We start from the raw sequence: 21,092 nt of genomic DNA on the forward strand, positions 1-21,092 counted from the left end.
TATGGCGGCCCCGGTTTTCTTGGACACGAAAATGAGGTAAATCTACGTGTTCAAGGAGGTCGTCAATGGAAAAGGATGGTAATCGTCCCGGTGCAGCGGAAGGAGAGCGTAGCTCGACTGGAGCGGCACCGGAAGTCAAACGTTGGAGCGCCAACCGCAAGAAGGAAGTTGTCCTGCGGTTGATGCGGGGTGAACCTGTCGATGTTCTTTCCCGCGAGTTGGGCATCGAGATCTATCGCCTGGAGCAATGGCACCAGAAGGCTCTCCAAGGGATTGAATCCGCCCTCAAGGCTCGTGAAGGCGATCCGCTCCTGGCCGAACTCGATGCCGCCTTCAAACGCATCGGCGAGATCACCATGGAGAATGAGCTTCTCCGAGAGAAAGCGAGACGTGCCCACCCTTTGGCCCCGAGGAGATCGAAAAAATGAGCGCTGCGATCTCCCCTACTACTGGTAAAGCCTACGGTGTGCAGCGCGTCTGTTGCGCCTGGGAAATGCCCCGCTCGTCGTTCTATGGTCGCGTCGCCAGGAAAGCAGTGCCGTTGACACTGCTGAAGCGTGGTCCGAAAACACCGCTCACTGACGATGAGGTGCTGGCCCTCATCCAGACCGATCTGGAAACGTCCTCCTTCATCGGCGAGGGGCACCGCAAGGTCTGGGGGCGCCTGCGGTTCGTCAAAGGGATCAAGGTCGGCCGCAAGCGGGTGTTGCGTCTCATGCGGGAGAACAACCTGCTTTCTCCTCACCGGGTTGTCCAGGGACAGCCCAAAAAGCACGACGGCAAGATCATCACAGCGGCTCCCAACGTCATGTGGGGCACCGATGGCACCAAGGTCTTCACCTCGGAAGAAGGCTGGTGCTGGCTGTTTACCGCCGTCGAGCACTGGAATGCCGAATGCGTCGGCTGGCATGTCACCAAGAATGGCGATCGGTTCGCCGCACTCCAGCCACTGTCTATGGCAATCAAGGCCCGTTTCGGCTCGGTCGGTGCCGCTGCTGCCAGAGGGCTGGTACTGCGGATGGATCACGGCACTCAGTATCTCTCGGAGCATTTCCAGAACCAGATCAAGTTCTGGGGAATCACCCCCAGCTTTGCGTTTGTTGCCGAACCCCAGACCAACGGGGTCACCGAACGGTTCAATAGGACTATCAAAGAGCAGGTCATCTATGGCCGCCATTACCGCACCATCGAAGAAGTTCGGGCGGCAGTTGCTGACTTCATGGGTCGTTACAACCAGAAGTGGCTGGTCGAAAAACTCGGGTTCAGAAGCCCACGACAGGCCTTCGAGGAGTATCAACTCCAGATGGCTGCGTGACTCTTATCTTGTGTCCAGGGTACCGGGAGCGCTACACCGGGCACCCTTCCTTGTCAGTGCCGAACAGGCAGTCATGCTCAATGCCGAACCCTTCAGGGAGTTCATACTCCCCATCCCAAAAGTCCATCAGATCCTCCTTGTTGTTGATCGGCGGGAAAGTTCGCCGAGTATATGAGTTGTCAGTGTTGGTGCTGTCCGCGTAACGGTACTTGATGGACTGGCTCTGGCACGCCGAGTCGTCTTCATGGGGCCTCCTATCTTTCCGTTAAGTAGTGTCAAGCTTTGAGCGCGATTCTGCCGCACCAGAAAGCGCATACTAAGTTTGTTCGTTATTCCCTTGAGGCCTATGAATGCCCATGGATTGGGCTTCTGTCGAGTTGACACCCAAACGTACTGGCGTCGATTCGGTAGGGCTAAAGCATGGGACCTGGATCAGCTGTGACATCGTTCATGGTGATTGGTACTGAGTGGGGTTCCGGGTACAGCCACTTAACACAAGGCGTTCGCTCATCCCGGTGCAATTCCCGGCAGCTTACCTGGGGTTCAGCGTCACAAGGCGGGGGCTTTGTCGGGTTGTGATGTCACCTGTTCCCGCTGGGAGAACGCCCCTGTTCCCGATTCTAACGAACGAACGTGTGCCCGACGCATAGCCCCTGGTCGCTTGAAGGGTCTTCCCGGCACATTCCCGGTATTCTGTGTCCTTAGGACTGGAGTTAAGGGATCGGATTCCTGTTCCCGCTTTCCCGATAATCCCAGCGTAACGTTGCCGTTTCGCACATCTCAGCGACGAAACGTAAACAAGGCGGAGGATGCAGGTGCAGGAGGTCCTTCAGCTGGGTTGCAGGATCAGAGTGGTAGGCAAGGTCAAGATTTTTGAGGCGTGAAGATGGAAAGAATCATGGGGAAGAGGAGTGTATCAGGGGGGGATGATTACCTGCTCACGGCCCGGCTACGGTCCATCTACGGGTCAAGTGGGGGGGCTGGAAAGTCTTCACAAAATGGATTACATTGATTTTATTTACGTTTTTCGCACAGCGCCCGGCTTGAAGCTCGGAAGCCGCAGATTTCCTCGGTTTTGCTCGATTTTCGTGTTTTCTAGGTGACAGCTCGGTTTTGGTTGCAAACCGCCTAAGTGTATGGTACAAGAAGGCTTATTGAGTTTTCGACGTAGGAACGTACAGTTACGGACGCGGGCCTACGAATCTGGGGGTCAGGAGTTCGAATCTCTTCGAGCGCGCCATTAAAACAAGGGGTTACGGTTTGCACCGTAGCCCCTTTGTCGTTGTATGTGAGACAGTATCGTGACTATAGGCTAACGTGTTGAAATTGCGCAGTCCCGGTAGCCGTTGAATTGCGGGAGGCATGACAAGGCGTGACAGTGCAGAGCCAGAGCCGACTGCCGCCCGCTCGATCTTACCAGAAGACTGGTTGGCTCCGTTGTAGAATTGATCAAAACTCGCCCGGAGCGACCCGATAAAGTGAAGCCGACTTTTGGCAACGTCGAGATAACGCAGAAGAAGGACCTTGGGAGATCGCCCTCAAACAGGAGAAGACATCACCAGCACGGCCCCGCGTTACACCAAGCCCGCTGCTACGGAAGGCTGTAACCAGGCAGGCTGCTATAGGGGGGGCCTGAAATGACCAGCCTCTTCCGTTGATCCCCAACAGGAGAGGCTTTTTGTTCAACTATTCCTACCCCGCTAGGTACAGTGAGTGAACTGACATCGCTGAGTCGGATATCCACCGGCACCTGACACAGAGATCAGGCTTAACGAATTATGCCATAAACAATTCTTGACTAAATTCAGGCAGGCCGCAACTATGGTATGCTTCAACCCAAAACGGCCGGCGAAAGCATTTACCGCAAAGGACTCAGAGGAAGACACGTTGAGCATTTCACCGGCAAGGTGACTGTCTGCCCGCGAAACTAGGTCCCGTGAATGGCCCGTAATTGAGAGGAATCTCCTCCCTAACCCGCAGTGTCCCCTGTGATTAACCCAACGTACCGGATGGTTGCAAAGGCTAACCCCATGGATCTTCTGAAAAATCTCAACCCGCCCCAGCGGGCCGCGGTTCTTCACGGCGAAGGACCGCTCCTGGTCCTGGCCGGTGCCGGTTCCGGCAAGACCAGGGTCATCGTCCACCGGATCGCTCACCTGATCCGCGAGCGGGGTGTCCCCGCCCGGCAGATTCTTGCCGTGACCTTCACCAACAAGGCCGCCGGCGAGATGCGCGAACGGGTGGAAAAGCTCGTGGGGGGTGAGGTTCCCCTGATCGCCACCTTTCACTCCACCTGCGCGCGGATCCTTCGCCGGGAGATTCACCACCTGGGCTACGATTCCTCTTTTGCCATCTATGATGACAAGGACTCCGGCAAGCTCCTCAAGGAAGTGATGGCCGGTCTCGGTCTCGACGAGAAGCGTTTCCCTGCGACCTCGCTTGCCTCGGCCATCGACGACTGCAAGAACCGGGGGCTTGCGCCGGAGGACCTGCCAGCCGACACCTTCACCGGCGAGGTGGTGGGCCGCGTCTACGCCGCCTACCAGGAGCGGTTGAAGAAGTGCAACGCCCTCGACTTCGGCGACCTCATCATGCTGACCGTCCGCCTCTTCGAGGAGCACCCCGTGGTGCTTGAGCGCTACCGGGACCAGTGGCGCTGGATCCTGGTGGACGAATACCAGGATACCAACCCGATCCAGTACCGGCTCGTGCGCCTATTGGCCGGTGAGCACCGCAACCTCTGCGTGGTGGGTGACGATGACCAATCCATCTATCGCTGGCGCGGGGCCGACATCCGTAACATCCTCGACTTCGAGAAGGACTTCCCCGGCGTCACCACCATCAAGCTCGAGCAGAACTACCGCTCCACCCGGAACATCCTTGCGGCGGCGGGAGCCGTGGTGGCACGCAACCGGGGTCGCAAGGCCAAGACCCTCTGGAGCGAGAACCCGCCGGGCGACCCTATCGTTTACCGCCGTCTGGCCGACGAGCGGGATGAGGCCCGCTTCGTCTGCCGTGAGATCGAGCGCTACGTACGCCGTGGCGGCGACCTCCGGGACGTGGCGGTCTTCTACCGCACCAATGCCCAGTCCCGGGTGGTGGAAGACGCTCTGGTGGCCGACGGCATCCCCTACCACATGGTGGGCGGCATGCGGTTCTATGAGCGTATGGAGGTAAAAGACGTCCTTGCCTATCTGCGGGTTCTGGCAAACCCGGCTGACGAGGTTTCGCTCAAGCGGATCATCAACGTTCCCGCTCGGGGGATCGGTCCCGGCACCGTGGACAAGATTTCCGAGCTGGCCGTCCGCCGGGGGATCACCATCCTCGACGCCCTGGGTGAGGCGGCCACGGGCGGACTCCTCTCCTCGGCACCCCGGGGTAAGGTGGCTGCCTTTGCAGCAGTCATGGAGAGGTTTTTCGCCCTGCGCGATCAACTCCCCCTGGCAGAACTCACCACCCGCATCATCGAAGAGTCAGGCTACGCGGACCGGCTTCGGCAGGAGCGGACCGACGAGGCCGCGGACCGGCTCGCCAACCTTCAGGAACTCGTGGCTGCCATGGAAGAGTTCGAGCGGACCAGCGATGAGCGGGGACTTGCTCCGTTCCTGGAACAGGTGGCCCTCGTCTCGGATCTGGAGCGTAGCGGCACGGGCCGCGAGTCGGCAACGCTTATGACCCTGCACGCGGCAAAGGGGCTCGAGTTTCCCATGGTTTTCATGATCGGCATGGAGGAGAAGCTCTTTCCCCATGTCCGCTCCCTGGACGACCCCGAGGCCATGGAGGAGGAGCGCCGGCTCTGCTACGTGGGGATGACCCGGGCACGGGAGCGGCTCTGCCTCACCAATGCCCGGCGCCGGCGGATCTTCGGCCAGGACCAGGTGAACATGCCCTCCCGCTTCATCGCCGACATCCCCCGGAACCTCCTGGACCTGGAGGATGAATGGCAGCAACCCGCCCTCGGCTCCGTCGCGCCCGACACCGCCGGGCGGGGGCGGGAGCCCGCGCGTCACAACCTGGCCTCCATCCTCGAAACCGAGATCGAGCCGGATTTCGCCGACGTGGAGATCGTCCCCGTCGAACCCGAAGAAAGCGGCGTCTGGCTCGGCATGAAGGTACGGCACGGAAAGTTCGGTGTCGGCACCATCCGGAAGATTGAAGGGCAGGGGGATGAGCAGAAGGTGATCGTCTGGTTCAACTCGGTGGGGCCGAAGAAGCTTCTGGTCCGCTTTGCCGGTCTGGAGAGGGTCTAGCATCCGGATTAGTTGATTTTTACTCGTAAATTTGGTTCTTCTGGCTGCCGCAGGTGTTGCCCCGTCTGGTTAGGACCCGCTCTGCCGGTCTTGCCCGAGCCCTGGCCGCGACCACACCACCCCGGACGTCCCTCCCGGGATCCCGGGCAAGCAAAAAGGCCGTCTCTCCTGCCGGAGGGGCGGCCTTTTCATTCAGTACTGTTCATGGTCATGTTTTCTCGTGAGTCCTCCTTTCTGCGGGGCTGTCCCTAGTTCTTCGCCTCCGCCTTGCGGCCTACGCTGTCGGCAACGCCTTTGGCCATTCCGATCATGGTAAGAACCGCGGGGGCCAGTTGTGCCACGATGATCAGTGCGCAGAAGCCGAGGAAGATCCATACCAGCACTCCACTATTGTCTTCCCGTGCCCCCGACGCCGCCAGGGCCGATGTTACGCTCCCAAGAACCATTGCCAGTGTGCTGGCTGCAACGTTCGCTTTCATGGCTGTCTCCTTTCCGTATCCCTCTACGGTACCGGCCCGGCGGGCCGCCCCTTCGTCGGTGTCTGTCAGTGTGTCGTGGCTCCTTCTTCCACCTTCGGCGAGAAAAGCCCCTTCAGCATTGATCCCATCAGCATGATGGCGGGAACGGTCTGGAAGGCGACAATGGCGGCTCCGAAAGCGAGGAAAAGAGGAGCGAGGAACCCGCCTTCGTCAATTGCGGCGCCACTGGCACCAAAGGCGGTGGTTGCGGTTGCGATCGTGGCGATAAGTGCGATGGCTGTGGTTTTCATGACTCCCTCCTCATTGTCCGCCGGTGGTGACCGGTTGGTTTTGTCTTTTATATAGCAGTGACCGTGCCACAGTGGAAAACAAGGTAAAAGAAACGTGTAACACGCAGAAATAAAAGGCTTTAATTTTTTGAGGAGAGAGCGTCGAGGCAGGAGTGGAGTCGCTATTGTATGGGGTGGGTATACAGAAAAAGAGGGGAGGGAGCGGGCGATTGAAAGGGGGGTGATTGTAACATGCTGAAAACGTTGAGATGCTGCGTGCGGCCGGGGTGCATTTAAATTACATACATCTCATGTATGAAGATTGGCGGCCTCAGCAGGCCGCCTCTGTCAGCCGGATGAAATACTACTGCGGAGCACATTTGCTCCGTCGCGTGGTGCTCAGCCCCCTGCTTATCTTACGGATATGCCTTGGGTGTTGCCTTATCTCCCGCCCTCTTTGTTACCTATTACAGCAACCTGCTATGTCAGTCGCCAGCAGGTCGATGTCCTGATCGCTCGTCTCCCAGGAGCACATGAAGCGCGCTCCGCCGGAGCCGATGAAGGTGTAGAAATGCCAACCAAGCCCATGGAGGGCGTCGACGACCCCCGGCGGGAGATCGGCAAAGACCGAGTTTGCCTGGCGGGGAAAGCGGATGCCGACGCCGGGAATATCGCGAAGCCGGGCTTCAAGTTTGGCTGCGCAGGCATTCGCATGGGCTGAGCGGGTCAACCAGGCACCGCTTTCCAGCATGCCGATCCAGGGAGCGGCCAGAAAGCGCATCTTCGAGGCAAGCTGTCCTGCCTGCTTGCAGCGGTAGTCGAACTCGCGGGCAAGCTCCCGGTTGAAAAACACGACTGCTTCACCTACGGCCATGCCGTTCTTGGTCCCGCCGAAACAGAGCACGTCGACCCCGGCCTTCCAGGTGATCTCGCTCGGGTGGACACCGAGGGCGGCAACGGCATTTGCAAAACGGGCCCCGTCCATGTGGACGCGTAGATCCAGGCGTCGAGCAAGATGGCCCAGCTCGCGCAGTTCATCCACCGAATAGAGGGTCCCCAATTCCGTTGCCTGGGTGATGCTGAGGACCTTGGGCTTGGGGTAATGAATGTCGAGGCGCCGTTTGACCGTGTGCTCAACTGCGTCCGGGTCGACCTTGCCGTGGGGGCCGGGAACCAGAAGTATTTTTGTGCCGTTGGAAAAAAATTCGGCGGCCCCGCATTCGTCGGTTTCGATATGGGATGTCTCGTGGCAGATGATGCTGTGGTACGACTGGCAGAGGGATGCCAGGGCCAGTGAGTTGGCCGCCGTGCCGTTGAAGACGAAGAACACCTCGCAGTCGGTTTCAAAGGTGTCGCGCAGCAGGCGGCACGCCCTCTCCGTCCAGGTGTCGTCGCCGTAGGAACAGGCATACCCACGGTTGGCCTCTTCCATGGCCTGCCATGCCTCGGGGCAGATTCCGGCGTAGTTGTCACTGGCAAACTGGTTGCGGCGCTCGGTGGTCGTGCAGTTGTTCATGTTCACGATGTCCTTTGGCAAAGAGTATGACGACGCATCCGGGTCAGGTCGCCGTTGACGCTTCAGGGGATTCGCCGCTGGGTGCAAGCTCCGAAATTACCATGCCCGCAAGAATGAGGAGCGCGCCCAGGTAGCCGAGGGTGCCGAGGCGTTCGTCGGCGGCCCAGAAGGCGTAGAGAGCCGCGAAGACGGGTTCCAGGCAAAAGATGAGGGCGGTGTGCGCCGGACTGAGGAAGCGCTGCATGGATGTCTGAACCAGAAAGGCGAACACCGTGGCAAAGACGGCGCAGATCAGCAGCGCCCAGAGAATTTCCGGGTGCCAGGCCATGGTCCGGTGGCCGCCGACCTCGGCAACAAGGAAGCTCAGGAGTGCCACTGTGCTCAACTGCATGGCAGTAAGCCACCACACATCGTTATCGCGGGCAAACTTCCCCGTGAGTATCAGGTGAAGGGAGACGCAGACGGCACAGATGGCGGCCAGCATGTCGCCGATGTTCAGGACAAACGCGCCGTTGGTGCAGAGGAGGAACAGACCGGGTACGGCCAGGGCCACCCCCCACTTGATCCCCTGCGAGACGGCCTGCCTGAAGAGAAGCGCACCCAGCATGGGAACGAGTACTACGCTGAGACCCGTGAGAAAGCCCGTGTTCGACGCGGTGGTGAACCGGAGTGCCATGGTCTGGAAGGCATAGGAGCCGAACAGGAACAGGCCGAGAAACAGGCCGTGGCGGACGGTCTGCATGGTGAGCGGCACGCGGCGGCAGGCGCAGAAGGGCACGAGGAGCACCACGGCCATGAGGAACCGCTGGGCCAGGAAGACAAAGACGTCAACCTGTGCCACGGCGTCCTTGACGATGGTAAAAGTGATCCCCCAGAAGAAGGTGGTGAGGAGTAGGGCTACAATGGCTTTTGCTTTATTCACGGCTCGTCTGGTTACGGAAAGGTGACAAATGGTTTGATATTTTTGAACATTTTGAAGGAAAAGTAAACAGAAATGGCGGTAACGTGCCGACAGTCCGGCAAAAAGCCATTGACATCAGGAGAAAATAATCATAAAAGTAGCCTCGTTTAGGCGCAGTAAACATTATTGAATGTCAGTAACCAAGGGAGGAATTATGAACCTCGTGCGTCGTACCCTGATGGTACTCACACTGGCCGCCTTGTGTCTGACGGCTGCAGTTCCCCGGCAGGCCGAGGCAGCGGGCCGTACGGTAACCGTTGCCACGGATGCCACCTGGCCGCCCATGGAAATGGTTGACGCCAACAAGAAGATTGTCGGCTTCGACATCGATTTCATGAACGCCATCGCCAAGGAAGCCGGTTTCGCCGTCCAGTTCAAGAACACTGCCTGGGACGGTATCTTCGCGGGGCTCGGCGCCGGCCGCTACGACGCCATCATCTCCTCCGTCACCATCACCGAGGAGCGGAAAAAGCAGTATGACTTCTCCGACCCCTACATCAACATCGGCCAGATTCTCGTGGTGCCCAAGGCTGAGAAGGGGATAAACCTGGCCGCCCTCAAGGGGAAGAAGGTCGGCGCCCAGATCGGCACCACCGGAGCCTTTGAAATCAAGAAAGTGCAGGGCGTCGAGCTCAAGAACTACGACGAGATCGGCCTGGCCTTCGAGGACATGGCCGCCGGCCGCATCGCCGGCGTGGTCTGCGACGAGCCCACCGCTGCCCACTATGCTCTCCAGAAGACCGAGTACAAGAACAAATTCAAGATCGTGGGCAAGTCCTTTACCGCCGAGTCCTATGGCATCGTAGTGAAGAGGGGCGACAAGGAACTGCTTGCCCTGATCAACAAGGGCATCAAGGCCGTCAAGGCCAAAAAGGTCGACGAGCAACTCCGGAAGAAGTGGCTCAGATAAATGATCGATCAGGACAGGGCACGGCCGGCTATCGTCGAGGTCGGTGACGGCGCGGCTATTCCGAGCAAAAGCGACATCGGGCTCTTCACTGCCTGGCGCATCGCCTTCATCGGCGCAATCGGCCTCCTGGCCTTTCTGGCCATCACGAAGCCGGACCCCTATCTCAACATCCTCAAGTTCGTTCCCGACGGTATCCTGGTCACCTTTCAGGTTACCGTCGGGGCCATTCTTCTGGCTCTGGTCATCGGTCTCGTGGCCGGCCTCGGGCGCATTTCCTCCAACCGGGTCATCAACGGCATCGCCTCCCTCTATGTGGAAATCATCCGCGGCATCCCGCTGCTGGTTCAACTCTTTTACATCTACTACGCCCTGGGTCGCTTCGTCCACGTCCCCGACATGGCGAGCGCCATCATCGCCATGGCGGTCTGTTACGGCGCCTACATGGGCGAGGTGATCAGGGCCGGCATCCAGTCGATTCCCAAGGGTCAGATGGAGGCGGCCCGCTCCCTTGGCATGACCAAGGGCCAGGCCATGCGCCACGTGATCCTTCCCCAGGCCGCCAAGGTCGTGCTTCCCCCCATCGGTAACGAATTCATCGCCCTGCTCAAGGATTCCTCGCTGGTGTCCATTCTGGCGGTTGCCGACATTCTGCGCCGGGGGCGGGAGTTCGCGTCGGAGAGCTTCACCTATTTCGAGACCTATACGGTCATTGCCCTCGTCTATCTGATCATTACCCTCTTCTTGTCAAAGCTCATCGGAATCATGGAGGAACGGATCAGTGCGGGAACCTGAACGGGGCGGCATGGTAGAAGTACGCGACGTAAGCAAGAACTTTGGCGGGCTCAAGGCCCTCGACCGGGTAACGTTCGACGTGAAGGAGGGAGAGAAGGTGGTCATCATCGGCCCGTCCGGGTCGGGCAAGAGCACCCTCCTTCGCTCTCTGAACAAGCTGGAACAGATCGATACGGGGCGGATCCTGGTGGACGGCATCGATCTCTACGGCCAGGGGACCGACATCAACAAGCTGCGGGAAGAAGTGGGCATGGTGTTCCAGTCCTTCAACCTGTTTCCCCACAAGACCGTCCTGGAGAACATCACCCTGGCCCAGTGCGTCGTGCGCCAGCGGAGCACGGCCGAGGCGGACGAGAAGGCCATTGGGCTTCTGCGCAAGGTGGGACTGGAGGAGAAAGCGGGCGCCTATCCGGCCAAGCTCTCCGGCGGCCAGCAGCAGCGGGTCGCCATTGCCCGTGCCCTGGCCATGGATCCGAAGCTCATGCTCTTTGACGAGCCCACCTCCGCCCTTGACCCCGAGATGATCGGCGAGGTGCTCGACGTCATGAAGAGCCTCGCCCGGGAGGGGATGACCATGGTGGTCGTCACCCACGAGATGGGATTCGCCCGGGAAGTTGCCGACCGGGTCATTTTCATGGACGCGGGAAGGATCGTGGAGGAAGGGACACCCGAGCACTTTTTCCGGAATCCGACCCACGAGCGGACCAGGCTGTTCCTGAGCCAGATACTCTGACTACTTCGACAGTCAGCGACAGCGGCGTCGCTTTCCTCACAAAGAAGGGAGGTGGTTGGACAATCGCTGGTCGCACGACGTGAAGCAGCACAACCCTACAATGTTGTTAATCATCGCAACGAAGGAGGAGTACATGGGTTTCAAGAAATCGCTCGTCGCAGTCACCGCAACGGCGGCTATTGCCGCCTCCGCCGTCCCGGCCCTGGCCCTGGAGAATGAATTCCACGGCATGTTCAGGCTGTTCGGGGCGGTGAGTAATTTCAATGGGTCGCTTAGCGGCCAAGGTTTTTTCAATCCATCTTTCCATGATGAGGGTGGAGTCCCCGTCCTGTCCGGTAAAGATGCCCCCACTGCCACCTATTTCGCACAACGGGCCCGCCTCATGTACATTGCCAAGGCCAATGACGATCTGAAGCTCGTGACGCACTTCGAGATCGACTCCCGTTGGGGCGACTCGGCGTACACCAGCGCCAGAAACCAGGGTGGCGCCATCGGGGCCGACACCGTCAACATCGAAACCAAGAGTGTCTACCTGGACTTCAACTGCCCCATTACCGGTGCCAATGTAAAGGTGGGCATGCAGCCCCACGACGACGCCTTCAAAGGGGTCCTCTTTGGCGCCGACATGGCAGGCCTCCTTGCCTCCCGCTCCTTTGGCAATCTCGATGCCTCGGCCGGTTTCTTCCGGTTCGACGATAAAGGGACGCTTCCCGGCAAGAGGGCCCGTGACATGGTGGCAGCCACCGCCAAGTACGCCGTTACCAAGGACATTAGAATCGGTGGCGCCTATTACTTTATCGACGACGACCGCAGCGGCGACTTTGGCTATGTGGACCAGCAGCAGGGTGATACAAACACCGTTCACAACGTCGGCGTCAATGCCGAGGCGAATCTCGGCCCGGTCACCCTTGACGGCTTTTTCCTCTACCAGTTCGGGTCCCTCCGGGCTCCGGCGTCCCGCCACGTCAGTGCCTTTGCCGGCAATGTGGGCGCCCGGGGCAACCTCGGCCCCGGAACCGCGCGGGCTGAGTTCCTCTACGTCTCCGGCGACAAGGGGGGGAGCAGCACCACCAATGCCTTCCAGAGCGTCGACGATGAGCACGGCTTCTACAACGGCAACATGCAGCTCCTGTTCCGTGATGCCTATGCCATGACCATCGATAATGCCGTGGTCTACACTTCCAATAACAGGGATCAGGGTGTCATCGCCGGCTTCGTCGGCTACGACCTTCCCATCACCTCCAAACTTTCCACCAGCGTCAATGCCGGGTTCGCCTCTGTCGCCAAGGAGAACGACAAGACCCTTAACAGCTCCAACGGTAAGTATCTGGGGACCGAACTGAACGCTTCCGTCGACTACAAGCTCTTTGACAACATGACTGCCAGCCTGCGGGGTGCCTATGTTGTCTTGGGCGACTACTACGACGGCGTTGCCGCCGGCGGTGAGACTCCCGACGATCCCTACATGGCATCGCTCATCCTGAACTACGCATTCTAAACACGGCCACGGCCGGGGCGAGTGACTGCCCCGGCCGCATTCGTCCGCCACCTTACCGATCGACAGGAGGTTTATCCCATGAAAAAGATGGCTGTTCTCATGCTGACCGCGTTCGCGTTCTCCGCCACCGTTCCGGCCTTTGCCGCAGAAATGTCCAAGGAAGAGAAGGACATGTGCCTCCTCGCCTCCAAAAACTGCGCCGGCGAGGTCGATAGCCTCCAGAAGAAGGTCAAGAAGCTCCAGGCCGAGATCAAGAAGGGGAAGAGGGTCTACACCGCCGAGGAGCTCAAGAAACTTGAGCAGAAGCTCAAGGAAGCCAATGAGATGGTCGACGTCCTGATGAAACAGGGCGGCGGCAAGTAATTCCCCCTGCTGCACCATTCATTCAACAGGAGGAGCATTCAATGAAATTCAGAAAAATTGCATCGCTGCTGACCGTTGCCGCAGTGGCCACCGCCCTTTCGATGGGCTTTGGCTGCAAGAAGAAGGAAGAAGCCCCGGCCGGCGCACCGGCCGCCGGCGACACCATCAAGATCGGCTTCCTTGGCGCTCTTACCGGCGACGTGGCCATGTTCGGCAAGCCGACACTCGACGGCATGAAGATGGCGGCCGAGGAGCTCAACGCTGCCGGCGGCATCCTCGGCAAGAAGATCGAGATCGTCGAGGCCGACAACCGCGGTGACAAGCAGGAAGGTGCGTCGGTCACCCAGAAGCTCATCAGCCGTGACGGCGTCGTTGCCATCGTGGGCGACCCCACCACCGGCATCACCAAGGTTGCGGCTCCCATCGCCCAGAAGGCCCAGGTGGTCCTCCTCTCCGCCGGCGCCACCGGCCCCGGCGTCGTGGAGAACGGCGACTTCATCTTCCGCAACACCCTGCTGGACAGCGTCGCCATCCCGGCCTGCATCGACTTCTTCGCCAAGGACCTGGGCTACAAGAAGGTGGCGATCATCACCTCCGACAACAACGATTACAGCGTGGGCCTCTCCCAGACCTTCCGCGATGCGGCCAAGAGCAGGGGGGTGGAGATCGTTGCCGACGAGAAGGTGAAGGACGGCGACAAGGATTTCAGCGCCCAGATCACCAACATCAAGGGCAAGAAGCCCGATGTTATCTTTTTCTCCGGCTACTACACCGAGGCCGCCCTCATCATGAAGGAAGCCCGCAAACAGGGGCTCAAGGCCAAAATGTTCGGTGGCGACGGCCTCTTCTCGCCGAAGCTGATCGAGTTGGGCGGCGATGCGGTCGAGGGCGCCATGGCCGCCCTGGGCTTCTCCCCCGAGCAGGCTTCTCCGGTGACCGCCAAGTTCGTCGAGGCGTACAAGAAGAAGTTCAGCGGCGCCGAGCCGGGTCTCTTCGACGCCCAGGGATATGACGGCGTCATGATGCTGGCCGATGCAATGAAGCGCGCCAACAGCGCCGACCCGAAGGTGTTCAAGACCGCCCTCGGCCAGACCAAGAACTATGAAGGAGTCTCGGGGACCATTACCATCCGCGATAACCGCGAGCCGATCAAGTCACCGCTGGCCCTTCTGGAAGTAAAGGGCGGCAAATTCGCCCTGAAGGCCAAGGTCCCGGTCAAGATGGACTAAGAGCCGACTGTTTTTCACGATGTGAAAAAGCCCCACGGGATAACTCCCGTGGGGCTTTTGTTGTTCAATCATCCTAGAGCTGACGTCCGAACCGCCGGTAGAGCGACGGCAGGACCACCATGTTCAGCACCGTGGAGCTCAGCAATCCGCCGAGGATGACAATGGCCAGGGGTGAGAGGATCTCGTTCCCCGGTTTGTGGGCAGCCACGGCAAAGGGGACGAGCGCCAGCCCGGCGGCCAGGGCCGTCATGACCACCGGCCGGAGCCGTTCCCGGGAGCCCCGGTCAACCGCCTCTGCCAGGTGCTGTCCCTCCTCCATCAGGTGACGGTAGTGGGATACCAGGAGAATCCCGTTGCGGACCGCAATGCCGAACAGGGTGATGAAGCCGACAAGGGTCGAGACGTTGATGACCCCGCCGGTAATGAAGACCGCCACGATGCCGCCGATGAACGCGAGCGGCAGGTTGACCATGACGATCCCCACGTCGCGGAATGAGCGGAACTCCAGGTAGAGGACCAGTCCGATAAAGAGGAACGACACCAGGGAGAGGAGCCCGATCATCCGGGTCGCCTCGGCTTCGCTCTCGAACTGGCCGCCGTATTCGATAAAGTACCCTTCCGGAAGCTTCACGCCCGCCTCGATCCGCCCCCGAGCCTCCTCGAAGACGCTCCTCAGGTCGCGTCCGGACACATTGGCCTGGACCACGATCTTGCGCTGGACGTTTTCCCGGCTGATGGCGTTGGGCCCCTTGGCACTGGTTACCTGGGCCACGGCGGCAAGGGGAACCTTCACCCCGTCCGGGGCGTCCACCAGAATGCCGGCCACGGCGCTTCCCGTCGCCCGCGCCTCATCGGGGAAGCGGACCATGACCTCGTAGGTCCGGTCCTTCTCCAGGGTCCTGGTCACCACGGTGCCGGCGGTGGCGGTCTCCACCGCTTCGGCAACGGCTGACACGGAGAGATTGTACCGGGCCATGGCTTCACGGTCGGGGATCACCCGCAGTTGCGGCACGTCAACCTGCTGCTCCACCGACAGATCCTCAAGCCCCGGTACCCCGGCGATGGTCCGCTGGATATCCTGGGCGATGCTCCTGAGCCTGAAGAGTTCCGGCCCGTAGATTTTAATGGCGATATTGGCGGCGGTGCCCGACATCATGTGATCGATCCGGTGGCTGATGGGCTGGCCGAAGGAGACAATCGTGCCGGGAATCCCACCGGTCAGGTGGCGCAACTCGCCGATGACCTCTTCCAGCGTGCGCCCTTTCAGGTCCAGTTGGGCCTCGATCTCCGAGGCGTTGGGGGGCTTGCCGTGCTCGTCCAGGTCTCCCCGGCCGGTGCGGCGGGCCGTGAGGGTCACGTTGGGGTGTCCCTTCACCAGCGTTTCCACCCGGGCGGCGATGTCCACCGACTGCTCCAGGGACGTGCCAGGGGGAGTGGCAAGCGTGATGGTGAGCGACCCTTCGTTGAAGGGGGGCAGGAATGAGCGGCCAGCCATGGCCAGGGGGATGAGGGAGAGGATGAAGGCCGCTGCCGCGAGCCCCATGACCAGGTTCTGCCGGGTGAGCGCAAGGTTGAGGACCGGCCCGTAGGCGTTTTGGAGCCAGGTGAAGACCCGGCCCTCGTCATGACGATCGAGAAAGCGCGCCCGGGGAAGGAGGTAGGAGCAGAGGGCCGGGGTGACGGTGAGGGCCACCAGGAGCGAGGCGCCGATGGAAACCATGTAGGAGATCCCCAGGGGCTTCAGGAGCCGGCCCTCCACGCCGGAGAGAAAGAAGAGGGGGAGGAATACCAGGACAATGATGAGGGTGGCGTTGACGATGGATGAGCGAATCTCCCTGGAGGCATCGAAGATCACCTTGCCGGCGGGTTCCCGCCGGGCCTCGGGCTTGGCGCTGTTCTCCCGCAGCCGTCGGTAGACGTTCTCCACGTCGATGATGGCATCGTCCACGATGACGCCGATGGCGATGGCCATTCCCCCCAGGGTCATGGTGTTGATGGAGATGTCGAAGAGCCGCAGGGTGAAGATGGCGAAGATGAGCGACAGGGGCATGGCCACGATGGAGATGAAGGTGGTGCGCATGCTTCCCAGGAAGAGGAAGATGATGGCCACCACCAGCACCGCCCCCTCCACCAGGACCTTGCGGATGTTGTCCATGGCCCGCTGGATGAAGTCGGACTGGCGGAAGATGTCGCCCCGCAGCTCCATGCCGGCGGGGAGCCCTTTGCGGATCTCGGTCAGCTTGCCGTCGAGCAGGGCCGTGAGGGTCAGGGTGTTGGTCTCCGGGTGCTTGGCCACGGAGATGAGAATCCCCGGCTTGGTATCGACGCTGGCATCTCCCACCTTCAGGGCCGAGCCCACGGCCACGCGGGCAACATCCCGCACAAGGACCGGGATGCCGTTCCGGGCCGAGACAACTACCCGCCCCAGGTCGTCGGCGGTCTGGTAGCGTCCCACGCCGCGGATCAGGTAGTCCTGGCCGCCGCTCTTCATGATGCCGGCGGCAAAGTTCTCGTTGTTCCCCCGGACCGCTTCCAGAACCTCGCCCACCGAAACCCCGAATGAGGCGAGCCCAAGCGGGTCCAGTTCCACCTGGTACTGCCGCTTTTCGCCTCCCAGGACCACCACCTGGGAGACGCCGGGAACAGCCAGAAGCCGGCGCCGGACAACGAAATCGGCCGCCTCCTTCAGTTCCATGGGGGTGTGGCGGTCGCTGGTGAGGCCGATGTACATCACCTCCCCCATGATGGAGGAGATGGGGGTGAGGGTCGGCATCACCCCGGCCGGGAGCGATGCGGTCAGCCCCTGCATTTTTTCGTTCACCACCTGGCGGGCCCGGTAGATGTCGGTGCCCCAGGTGAATTCCACCCAGACGGTGGAGAGGCCGGCAACCGTGTAGGAGCGGACCCGGCGTACCCCGGTGGCACCGTTCACGGCGCTTTCGACCGGCATGGTCACCAGGGTTTCCAGCTCCTCGGGGGCCATGCCCTGGGCCTCGGTCATGATGGTGACGGTCGGAGCCGTCAGGTCGGGCAGGACATCCACCGGCATCCTGAGGGCCACCACGGTCCCCACCACCAGGATGAGGGCCGACAGGACCACCACGATGAGGCGGTTTTCTATGGATAAGCGGATTATGCGATCAAGCATGGCGGCGCCCCCTTAGTGGCCGTGGCCGGCGTGGGGGTCGGCGGTGGCCCCGCCCTGGGAAGCGAGCTTCACGTAGTAGCCCCCCTTCACCACCAGCCGGTCGTGCTCGTCGAGCCCCGATACGATCTGGACCATCCCCCGGTCTTCGGTTCCGATCTGCACCTCCCGGCGGTCAAAGGTGATCCCCGATATCTGGACGAAGGCGAACCAGCGACCTTCGTCCTCGAAGAGGGCCTCTTTAGGCACGGCCAGGACACCTTTGGCCGTGCCGGTCCGGATGGTGACCCGGGCGAACATCCCAGGCTTGAGGTTGCCGCTGCGATTCTCCACGGTAAAGATCACCGGGAGGGTTCGGGTCTGGGGATCCACCACCGTCCCGTCGGAGACGAGGCCGCTGGTGTGGAATTCTCCCGGGAGTCCCGTCACGGTGAAGACAGTTCCGGCGGCAGCGGGGCGTCCGACCTTGCCCAGGTCCGTTGCCGGCAGGTTCACCCGGAGCCAGAGCCGGCCGGTATCCACGATGCGGACCAGGGTCTGGCCGGGGGCTACCCCGCTGCCGTTCACGGCAGAGATCTCCACCACGGTGCCCGAGACCGGCGCGCGCACGGTGATCCGTCCGCCGCTCCCGCCCTGGACGCTCTTCATGGCAGCCTCAAGGGGGGCTGCGACGGCGCTGGCCGCCTCCAGGGCCGCCTCTGCCTCCTCCAGCCGCTTGCGGGCGGCTATCTTCCCCTGCACCAGCCGCTTGGCCCGGTCGTACTCGGCCTGGGCCAGGGTGAGGCGGCTCACGGCCTGGGCGTGGTCGGCTGCCAATTGGGTCATGCCGCCGCCAAGGCTTGCCGGAGGATCGATCACCGCGATCACCTCGCCCTTTGCCACCCGCTTGCCGGGGAAGGGGAGGGGGCGGGTCGGGGAGACGACCCCTGCCAGGGGAGCGGCCACCACTGCCTCGGCCGTGGCCACCGGGACCAGTTCGCCGACCGCCGCGAGACCGCTGGCCATATCCATCCGCCTCGGCTCGGCCACGCCAAAGGCCACGGCCCACTGCTGCTCCTTGGTCAGGGTGATGGCGCCGACAGCTCCCGATGCGGCGTGTGCGTGGGCTGTGCCGGTTTCGCCGTGCGCCTGCTCTCCTCCATGGTCGCCATGCTCGTCGTGGCTGTCATGCTCTGCATGTTCATCATGGACGTCATGGTCAGCATGGGCGGGCGCTTTTCCTCCGCCCTGCTTCGCCTCCGCGGCGTGATCCCCGTGGCCGTCGCGGTCGTGGGGAGTTCCCTCCTTCCGGTCGCTCGCGGCCGTCTCCTTGTGCCCGTCCTCGCCGTGGTCATGTCCTTCCCCGACCCGGAGAGAGGGGAGTTCGATCTGTTCCCCCCGGGAGCCGCCGATCACCACCGTCACCCGGTAGGCGCCTTTGGCGGGGAAGGTTGCTTCGGCCCGGTAGAGTCCCGGCTTGGTCCCTGTGGCGGCTACTGTGAGGGGGGCTCCCGCGGGCGGGGTTATGACCAGGTGCACCTCCGGTGACGCCAGGGGCTGCCAGTCGGCCGTGCGGGTCAGATAGATGAGGAGCGTCGCCCCCTTGCCCGGTTCAAGCTCGGGATGCTCCAGGAAAACCTCGGTCCGGTCCGACCAGGCGGTCACCTGCACCGGCCCGTGGCCGGCCTCGTTGCCGGCTTCCCGGGTGCCGCTTCCCTTGCTGCAGGCGGCCAGCAGCGTCAGGGCCAGCAGCATCAGGATTCCGTATGTTATCGTGCGTATCACGCTCACTGGGTACCTCCTGTTGTCAGTTCGTCCAGGGATGCGCCCAGGGCCGCCTCCAGGCGGGCACGGGCCGTCTGCCGGGCATGGACGGCCGCCAGGTATGCCCCGTGGACCTCCACGTACTTTTTTTGTTCCTCGATGACCGCGAGGATGCCTGCCTCCCCCAGCCCGTAGGCCTCCTGGACCAGGGCGAGGTTCTCCTTGAGCCGTGGAAGGATATCCTTCGCGTAGAGGCAGAGCACTTCCTCCGCTGCGGCCATCCGGGCATGCTCCGCCTCCACATCCCGTTCCAGCGCGGTGCGGGCTGCGCCGAACCGGGCCTCGGCTCCTCCCCGGCGGGCACCGGCCTCGCGGATGCCGGCCTGGTTGCGGTCAAAGAGAGGGAGCGGCAGGGAGAGCCTTACCCCCATGATGGTGTCGCGGGTTTTTTCCTCGCCGGTGCCGATGGCATCGGTGCTCCGCTCATGGGCCACGAAGAGTCCCACCGTCAGGTTCGGTACCCCCTCGGACCGGGCAAGACTCACCTCTGCCTCTCCCTTGGCCTGCTCGGCGGCCAGGGCCTTGAGGTCGGGGCGGTGTTCCCGGGCCCTGGTCACCAGGCCGGCGACACCGGCGGTAAAGGGTTTTTCGTCGGGCGGCGCGACAACGGCCGCTTCATGGCCGGGCTCAAGGCCCATGAGGGTTGAGAGGCGGGAACGGACCGGCACGATCTCCCGTTCCGCTGCCACCCGCTCGCTGTCGCTGCGCGCCGCCTCGACCCGGGCCAGGTTGACTTCAAGTTCGGGAATGTCGCCCGCGGCGAAACGCTCCCGCGTCAGGGCCAGCAGGCGGCTGCCCAGTTCCGCGGCCTGCTTTGCCAGATCAAGCCGTTGCTGGGCCAGCAGAAGATCGGCATACGCCGTTTTCACTTCCAGGGCAGTGAGGCGCTCCCGATCCGCCAGCCACCACCGGACTGCCTCGACTTCCCGCTCAGCGGCTGCCAGCCGTTTGGTCCGCTTGCCACCGAGCAGCACTTCCTGGGAAATCGCCAGTTCCATGCTGCTTTCGTTGCTGCTGCCGGTGAGGGCGCCGGTGGCCCCTTCCAGCTCCAGGACCGGATTGGGATAAAGCCCGGCCCGGACAGTGCCGGCTTGGGCGGCCTCATGCCCGCTCCGGGCCGCCTTGAGCTCGCCGTTGTGGGCAAGGGCGTGCTCTACGGCCTCGGTAAGGGTGAAGGTTCTTGTTTCGGCAAGGGCATTGCCCGCCGACGCACCGGTGACGGCAAGAAGCAGCAGGACCGCCACCGGCAGGGAAACTGCTCGACTCACGGCAGTACCTCCTCGTGGTGTATCTGAAATGGATAGTCTGCGAGATATGATGGACGGCCCGGAACCGCCGCCGGCGGAGCGTACGTCTCCCGCTACGGCCGGTCGGTTGGTGTCGTCACGGGGTCAGGCGGGATTCTGCAGGGGGTACGAACTTGGACAGATAGACGTCGGGGGGAGGGACGCGGCGTTCGGAAAAAGAAAGGACGTGGATGGACGGGGCATAGCTCAGGCACAGCTCGTCGCCGGCAAGGGGCGCTTGGCAGGGGCAGGAAAGGCAGTTCAGGCAGTGACCTCCGTTGCCGTGCCCGTCATCGGGGCAGCACGGGGCCTCACCGCCGGCATGGGATGCTACGGTGTCCGCCGCGGCAGGGGCGGGGTGGTGGTCCGCGCCAAGACAGATGGCCCCCCCCAGCGTGATGGACGTCATCAGCAGGAGGAGAAGCAGGGCGAGACCTTTTCTCTGGAGCGGGAAACCCATTAAGAACTCTTTCCTCATATAACTGTGGCTAGAACTATAGAAAAATGGAGGGACAACTGTCAACAGCCCTGTGCGAAGTCCCG

The 21,092-nt window shown here is 61.8% G+C and carries 17 protein-coding genes; 10 read left to right on the forward strand and 7 right to left on the reverse strand.

Annotated elements, in window-relative coordinates; genetic code table 11:
- Positions 1–65 precede the first annotated feature (65 nt).
- The 3 genes from AC6CDK_RS05740 (at position 66) to AC6CDK_RS05750 (ending at position 5,565) form a co-directional block, all read left to right on the forward strand.
- Complete coding sequence (locus AC6CDK_RS05740) at positions 66–428, forward strand: helix-turn-helix domain-containing protein (RefSeq protein ID WP_192905231.1); 363 nt, start codon at positions 66–68, stop codon at positions 426–428.
- Positions 425–1,315: an IS3 family transposase gene (locus AC6CDK_RS05745; RefSeq protein WP_045667514.1), complete on the forward strand. Its 891-nt coding sequence runs from the start codon at positions 425–427 to the stop codon at positions 1,313–1,315. The genes AC6CDK_RS05740 and AC6CDK_RS05745 overlap by 4 nt, the downstream gene beginning before the upstream one ends.
- A gap of 2,030 nt (positions 1,316–3,345) precedes the next feature.
- Positions 3,346–5,565: an ATP-dependent helicase gene (locus AC6CDK_RS05750; RefSeq protein WP_192905910.1), complete on the forward strand. Its 2,220-nt coding sequence runs from the start codon at positions 3,346–3,348 to the stop codon at positions 5,563–5,565.
- Between the two features lie 248 nt (positions 5,566–5,813).
- On the opposite strand, the gene AC6CDK_RS05755 is transcribed toward AC6CDK_RS05750, so the two are convergent.
- From AC6CDK_RS05755 to AC6CDK_RS05770, 4 genes are all read right to left on the reverse strand, one after another.
- Positions 5,814–6,044, reverse strand: a complete 231-nt coding sequence (locus AC6CDK_RS05755) for a hypothetical protein (RefSeq protein WP_010944021.1) — start codon at positions 6,042–6,044, stop codon at positions 5,814–5,816.
- A gap of 65 nt (positions 6,045–6,109) precedes the next feature.
- Complete coding sequence (locus AC6CDK_RS05760) at positions 6,110–6,334, reverse strand: hypothetical protein (RefSeq protein WP_010944020.1); 225 nt, start codon at positions 6,332–6,334, stop codon at positions 6,110–6,112.
- A gap of 439 nt (positions 6,335–6,773) precedes the next feature.
- Positions 6,774–7,829: a threonine aldolase family protein gene (locus AC6CDK_RS05765; RefSeq protein WP_014552180.1), complete on the reverse strand. Its 1,056-nt coding sequence runs from the start codon at positions 7,827–7,829 to the stop codon at positions 6,774–6,776.
- A 43-nt stretch (positions 7,830–7,872) separates the two neighbouring features.
- On the reverse strand, positions 7,873–8,751 hold the full coding sequence (locus AC6CDK_RS05770; RefSeq protein WP_010944018.1) for a DMT family transporter: 879 nt from the start codon (positions 8,749–8,751) through the stop codon (positions 7,873–7,875).
- A gap of 193 nt (positions 8,752–8,944) precedes the next feature.
- Between AC6CDK_RS05770 and AC6CDK_RS05775 the strand changes: the two genes are divergently transcribed.
- The 6 genes from AC6CDK_RS05775 to AC6CDK_RS05800 all read left to right on the forward strand — a co-directional run bounded on the left by AC6CDK_RS05775 (position 8,945) and on the right by AC6CDK_RS05800 (position 14,315).
- Entirely contained in the window at positions 8,945–9,700 is a 756-nt protein-coding gene (locus AC6CDK_RS05775; protein WP_039647584.1) for a basic amino acid ABC transporter substrate-binding protein, read from the forward strand.
- Entirely contained in the window at positions 9,701–10,492 is a 792-nt protein-coding gene (locus AC6CDK_RS05780; protein ID WP_039647585.1) for an amino acid ABC transporter permease, read from the forward strand.
- A gap of 10 nt (positions 10,493–10,502) precedes the next feature.
- Positions 10,503–11,225 carry an amino acid ABC transporter ATP-binding protein gene (locus AC6CDK_RS05785; RefSeq protein ID WP_039648449.1) on the forward strand — a complete coding sequence of 241 codons (723 nt, stop codon included), beginning with the start codon at positions 10,503–10,505 and terminating at the stop codon, positions 11,223–11,225.
- A 133-nt stretch (positions 11,226–11,358) separates the two neighbouring features.
- Positions 11,359–12,723: a hypothetical protein gene (locus AC6CDK_RS05790; RefSeq protein ID WP_192905909.1), complete on the forward strand. Its 1,365-nt coding sequence runs from the start codon at positions 11,359–11,361 to the stop codon at positions 12,721–12,723.
- 78 nt (positions 12,724–12,801) lie between these two features.
- Positions 12,802–13,086 (forward strand): hypothetical protein, encoded by a 285-nt coding sequence (locus AC6CDK_RS05795; protein WP_039647592.1) that lies wholly within the window; start codon positions 12,802–12,804, stop codon positions 13,084–13,086.
- 41 nt (positions 13,087–13,127) lie between these two features.
- Positions 13,128–14,315 (forward strand): ABC transporter substrate-binding protein, encoded by a 1,188-nt coding sequence (locus tag AC6CDK_RS05800; protein WP_039647593.1) that lies wholly within the window; start codon positions 13,128–13,130, stop codon positions 14,313–14,315.
- 73 nt (positions 14,316–14,388) lie between these two features.
- Here the strand turns inward: AC6CDK_RS05800 and AC6CDK_RS05805 are convergent, their stop codons facing one another.
- From AC6CDK_RS05805 to AC6CDK_RS05815, 3 genes are read right to left on the reverse strand one after another with little or no spacing between them, the layout of a single operon-like run.
- Entirely contained in the window at positions 14,389–17,463 is a 3,075-nt protein-coding gene (locus AC6CDK_RS05805) for an efflux RND transporter permease subunit (RefSeq protein WP_192905908.1), read from the reverse strand.
- Positions 17,464–17,475: 12 nt separating this feature from the next.
- Entirely contained in the window at positions 17,476–19,230 is a 1,755-nt protein-coding gene (locus AC6CDK_RS05810; RefSeq protein WP_066356670.1) for an efflux RND transporter periplasmic adaptor subunit, read from the reverse strand.
- Positions 19,227–20,531, reverse strand: coding sequence for a TolC family protein (locus tag AC6CDK_RS05815; protein ID WP_039647599.1), 1,305 nt, complete (start codon positions 20,529–20,531; stop codon positions 19,227–19,229). Before AC6CDK_RS05815 ends, AC6CDK_RS05810 begins: the two co-directional genes overlap by 4 nt.
- Before the next feature lie 28 nt (positions 20,532–20,559).
- Between AC6CDK_RS05815 and AC6CDK_RS05820 the strand changes: the two genes are divergently transcribed.
- Positions 20,560–21,012, forward strand: coding sequence for a hypothetical protein (locus AC6CDK_RS05820; protein WP_202593996.1), 453 nt, complete (start codon positions 20,560–20,562; stop codon positions 21,010–21,012).
- Positions 21,013–21,092 lie beyond the last annotated feature (80 nt).

The sequence above is a fragment of the Geobacter sp. PheSNFMC genome, assembly GCF_059620965.1.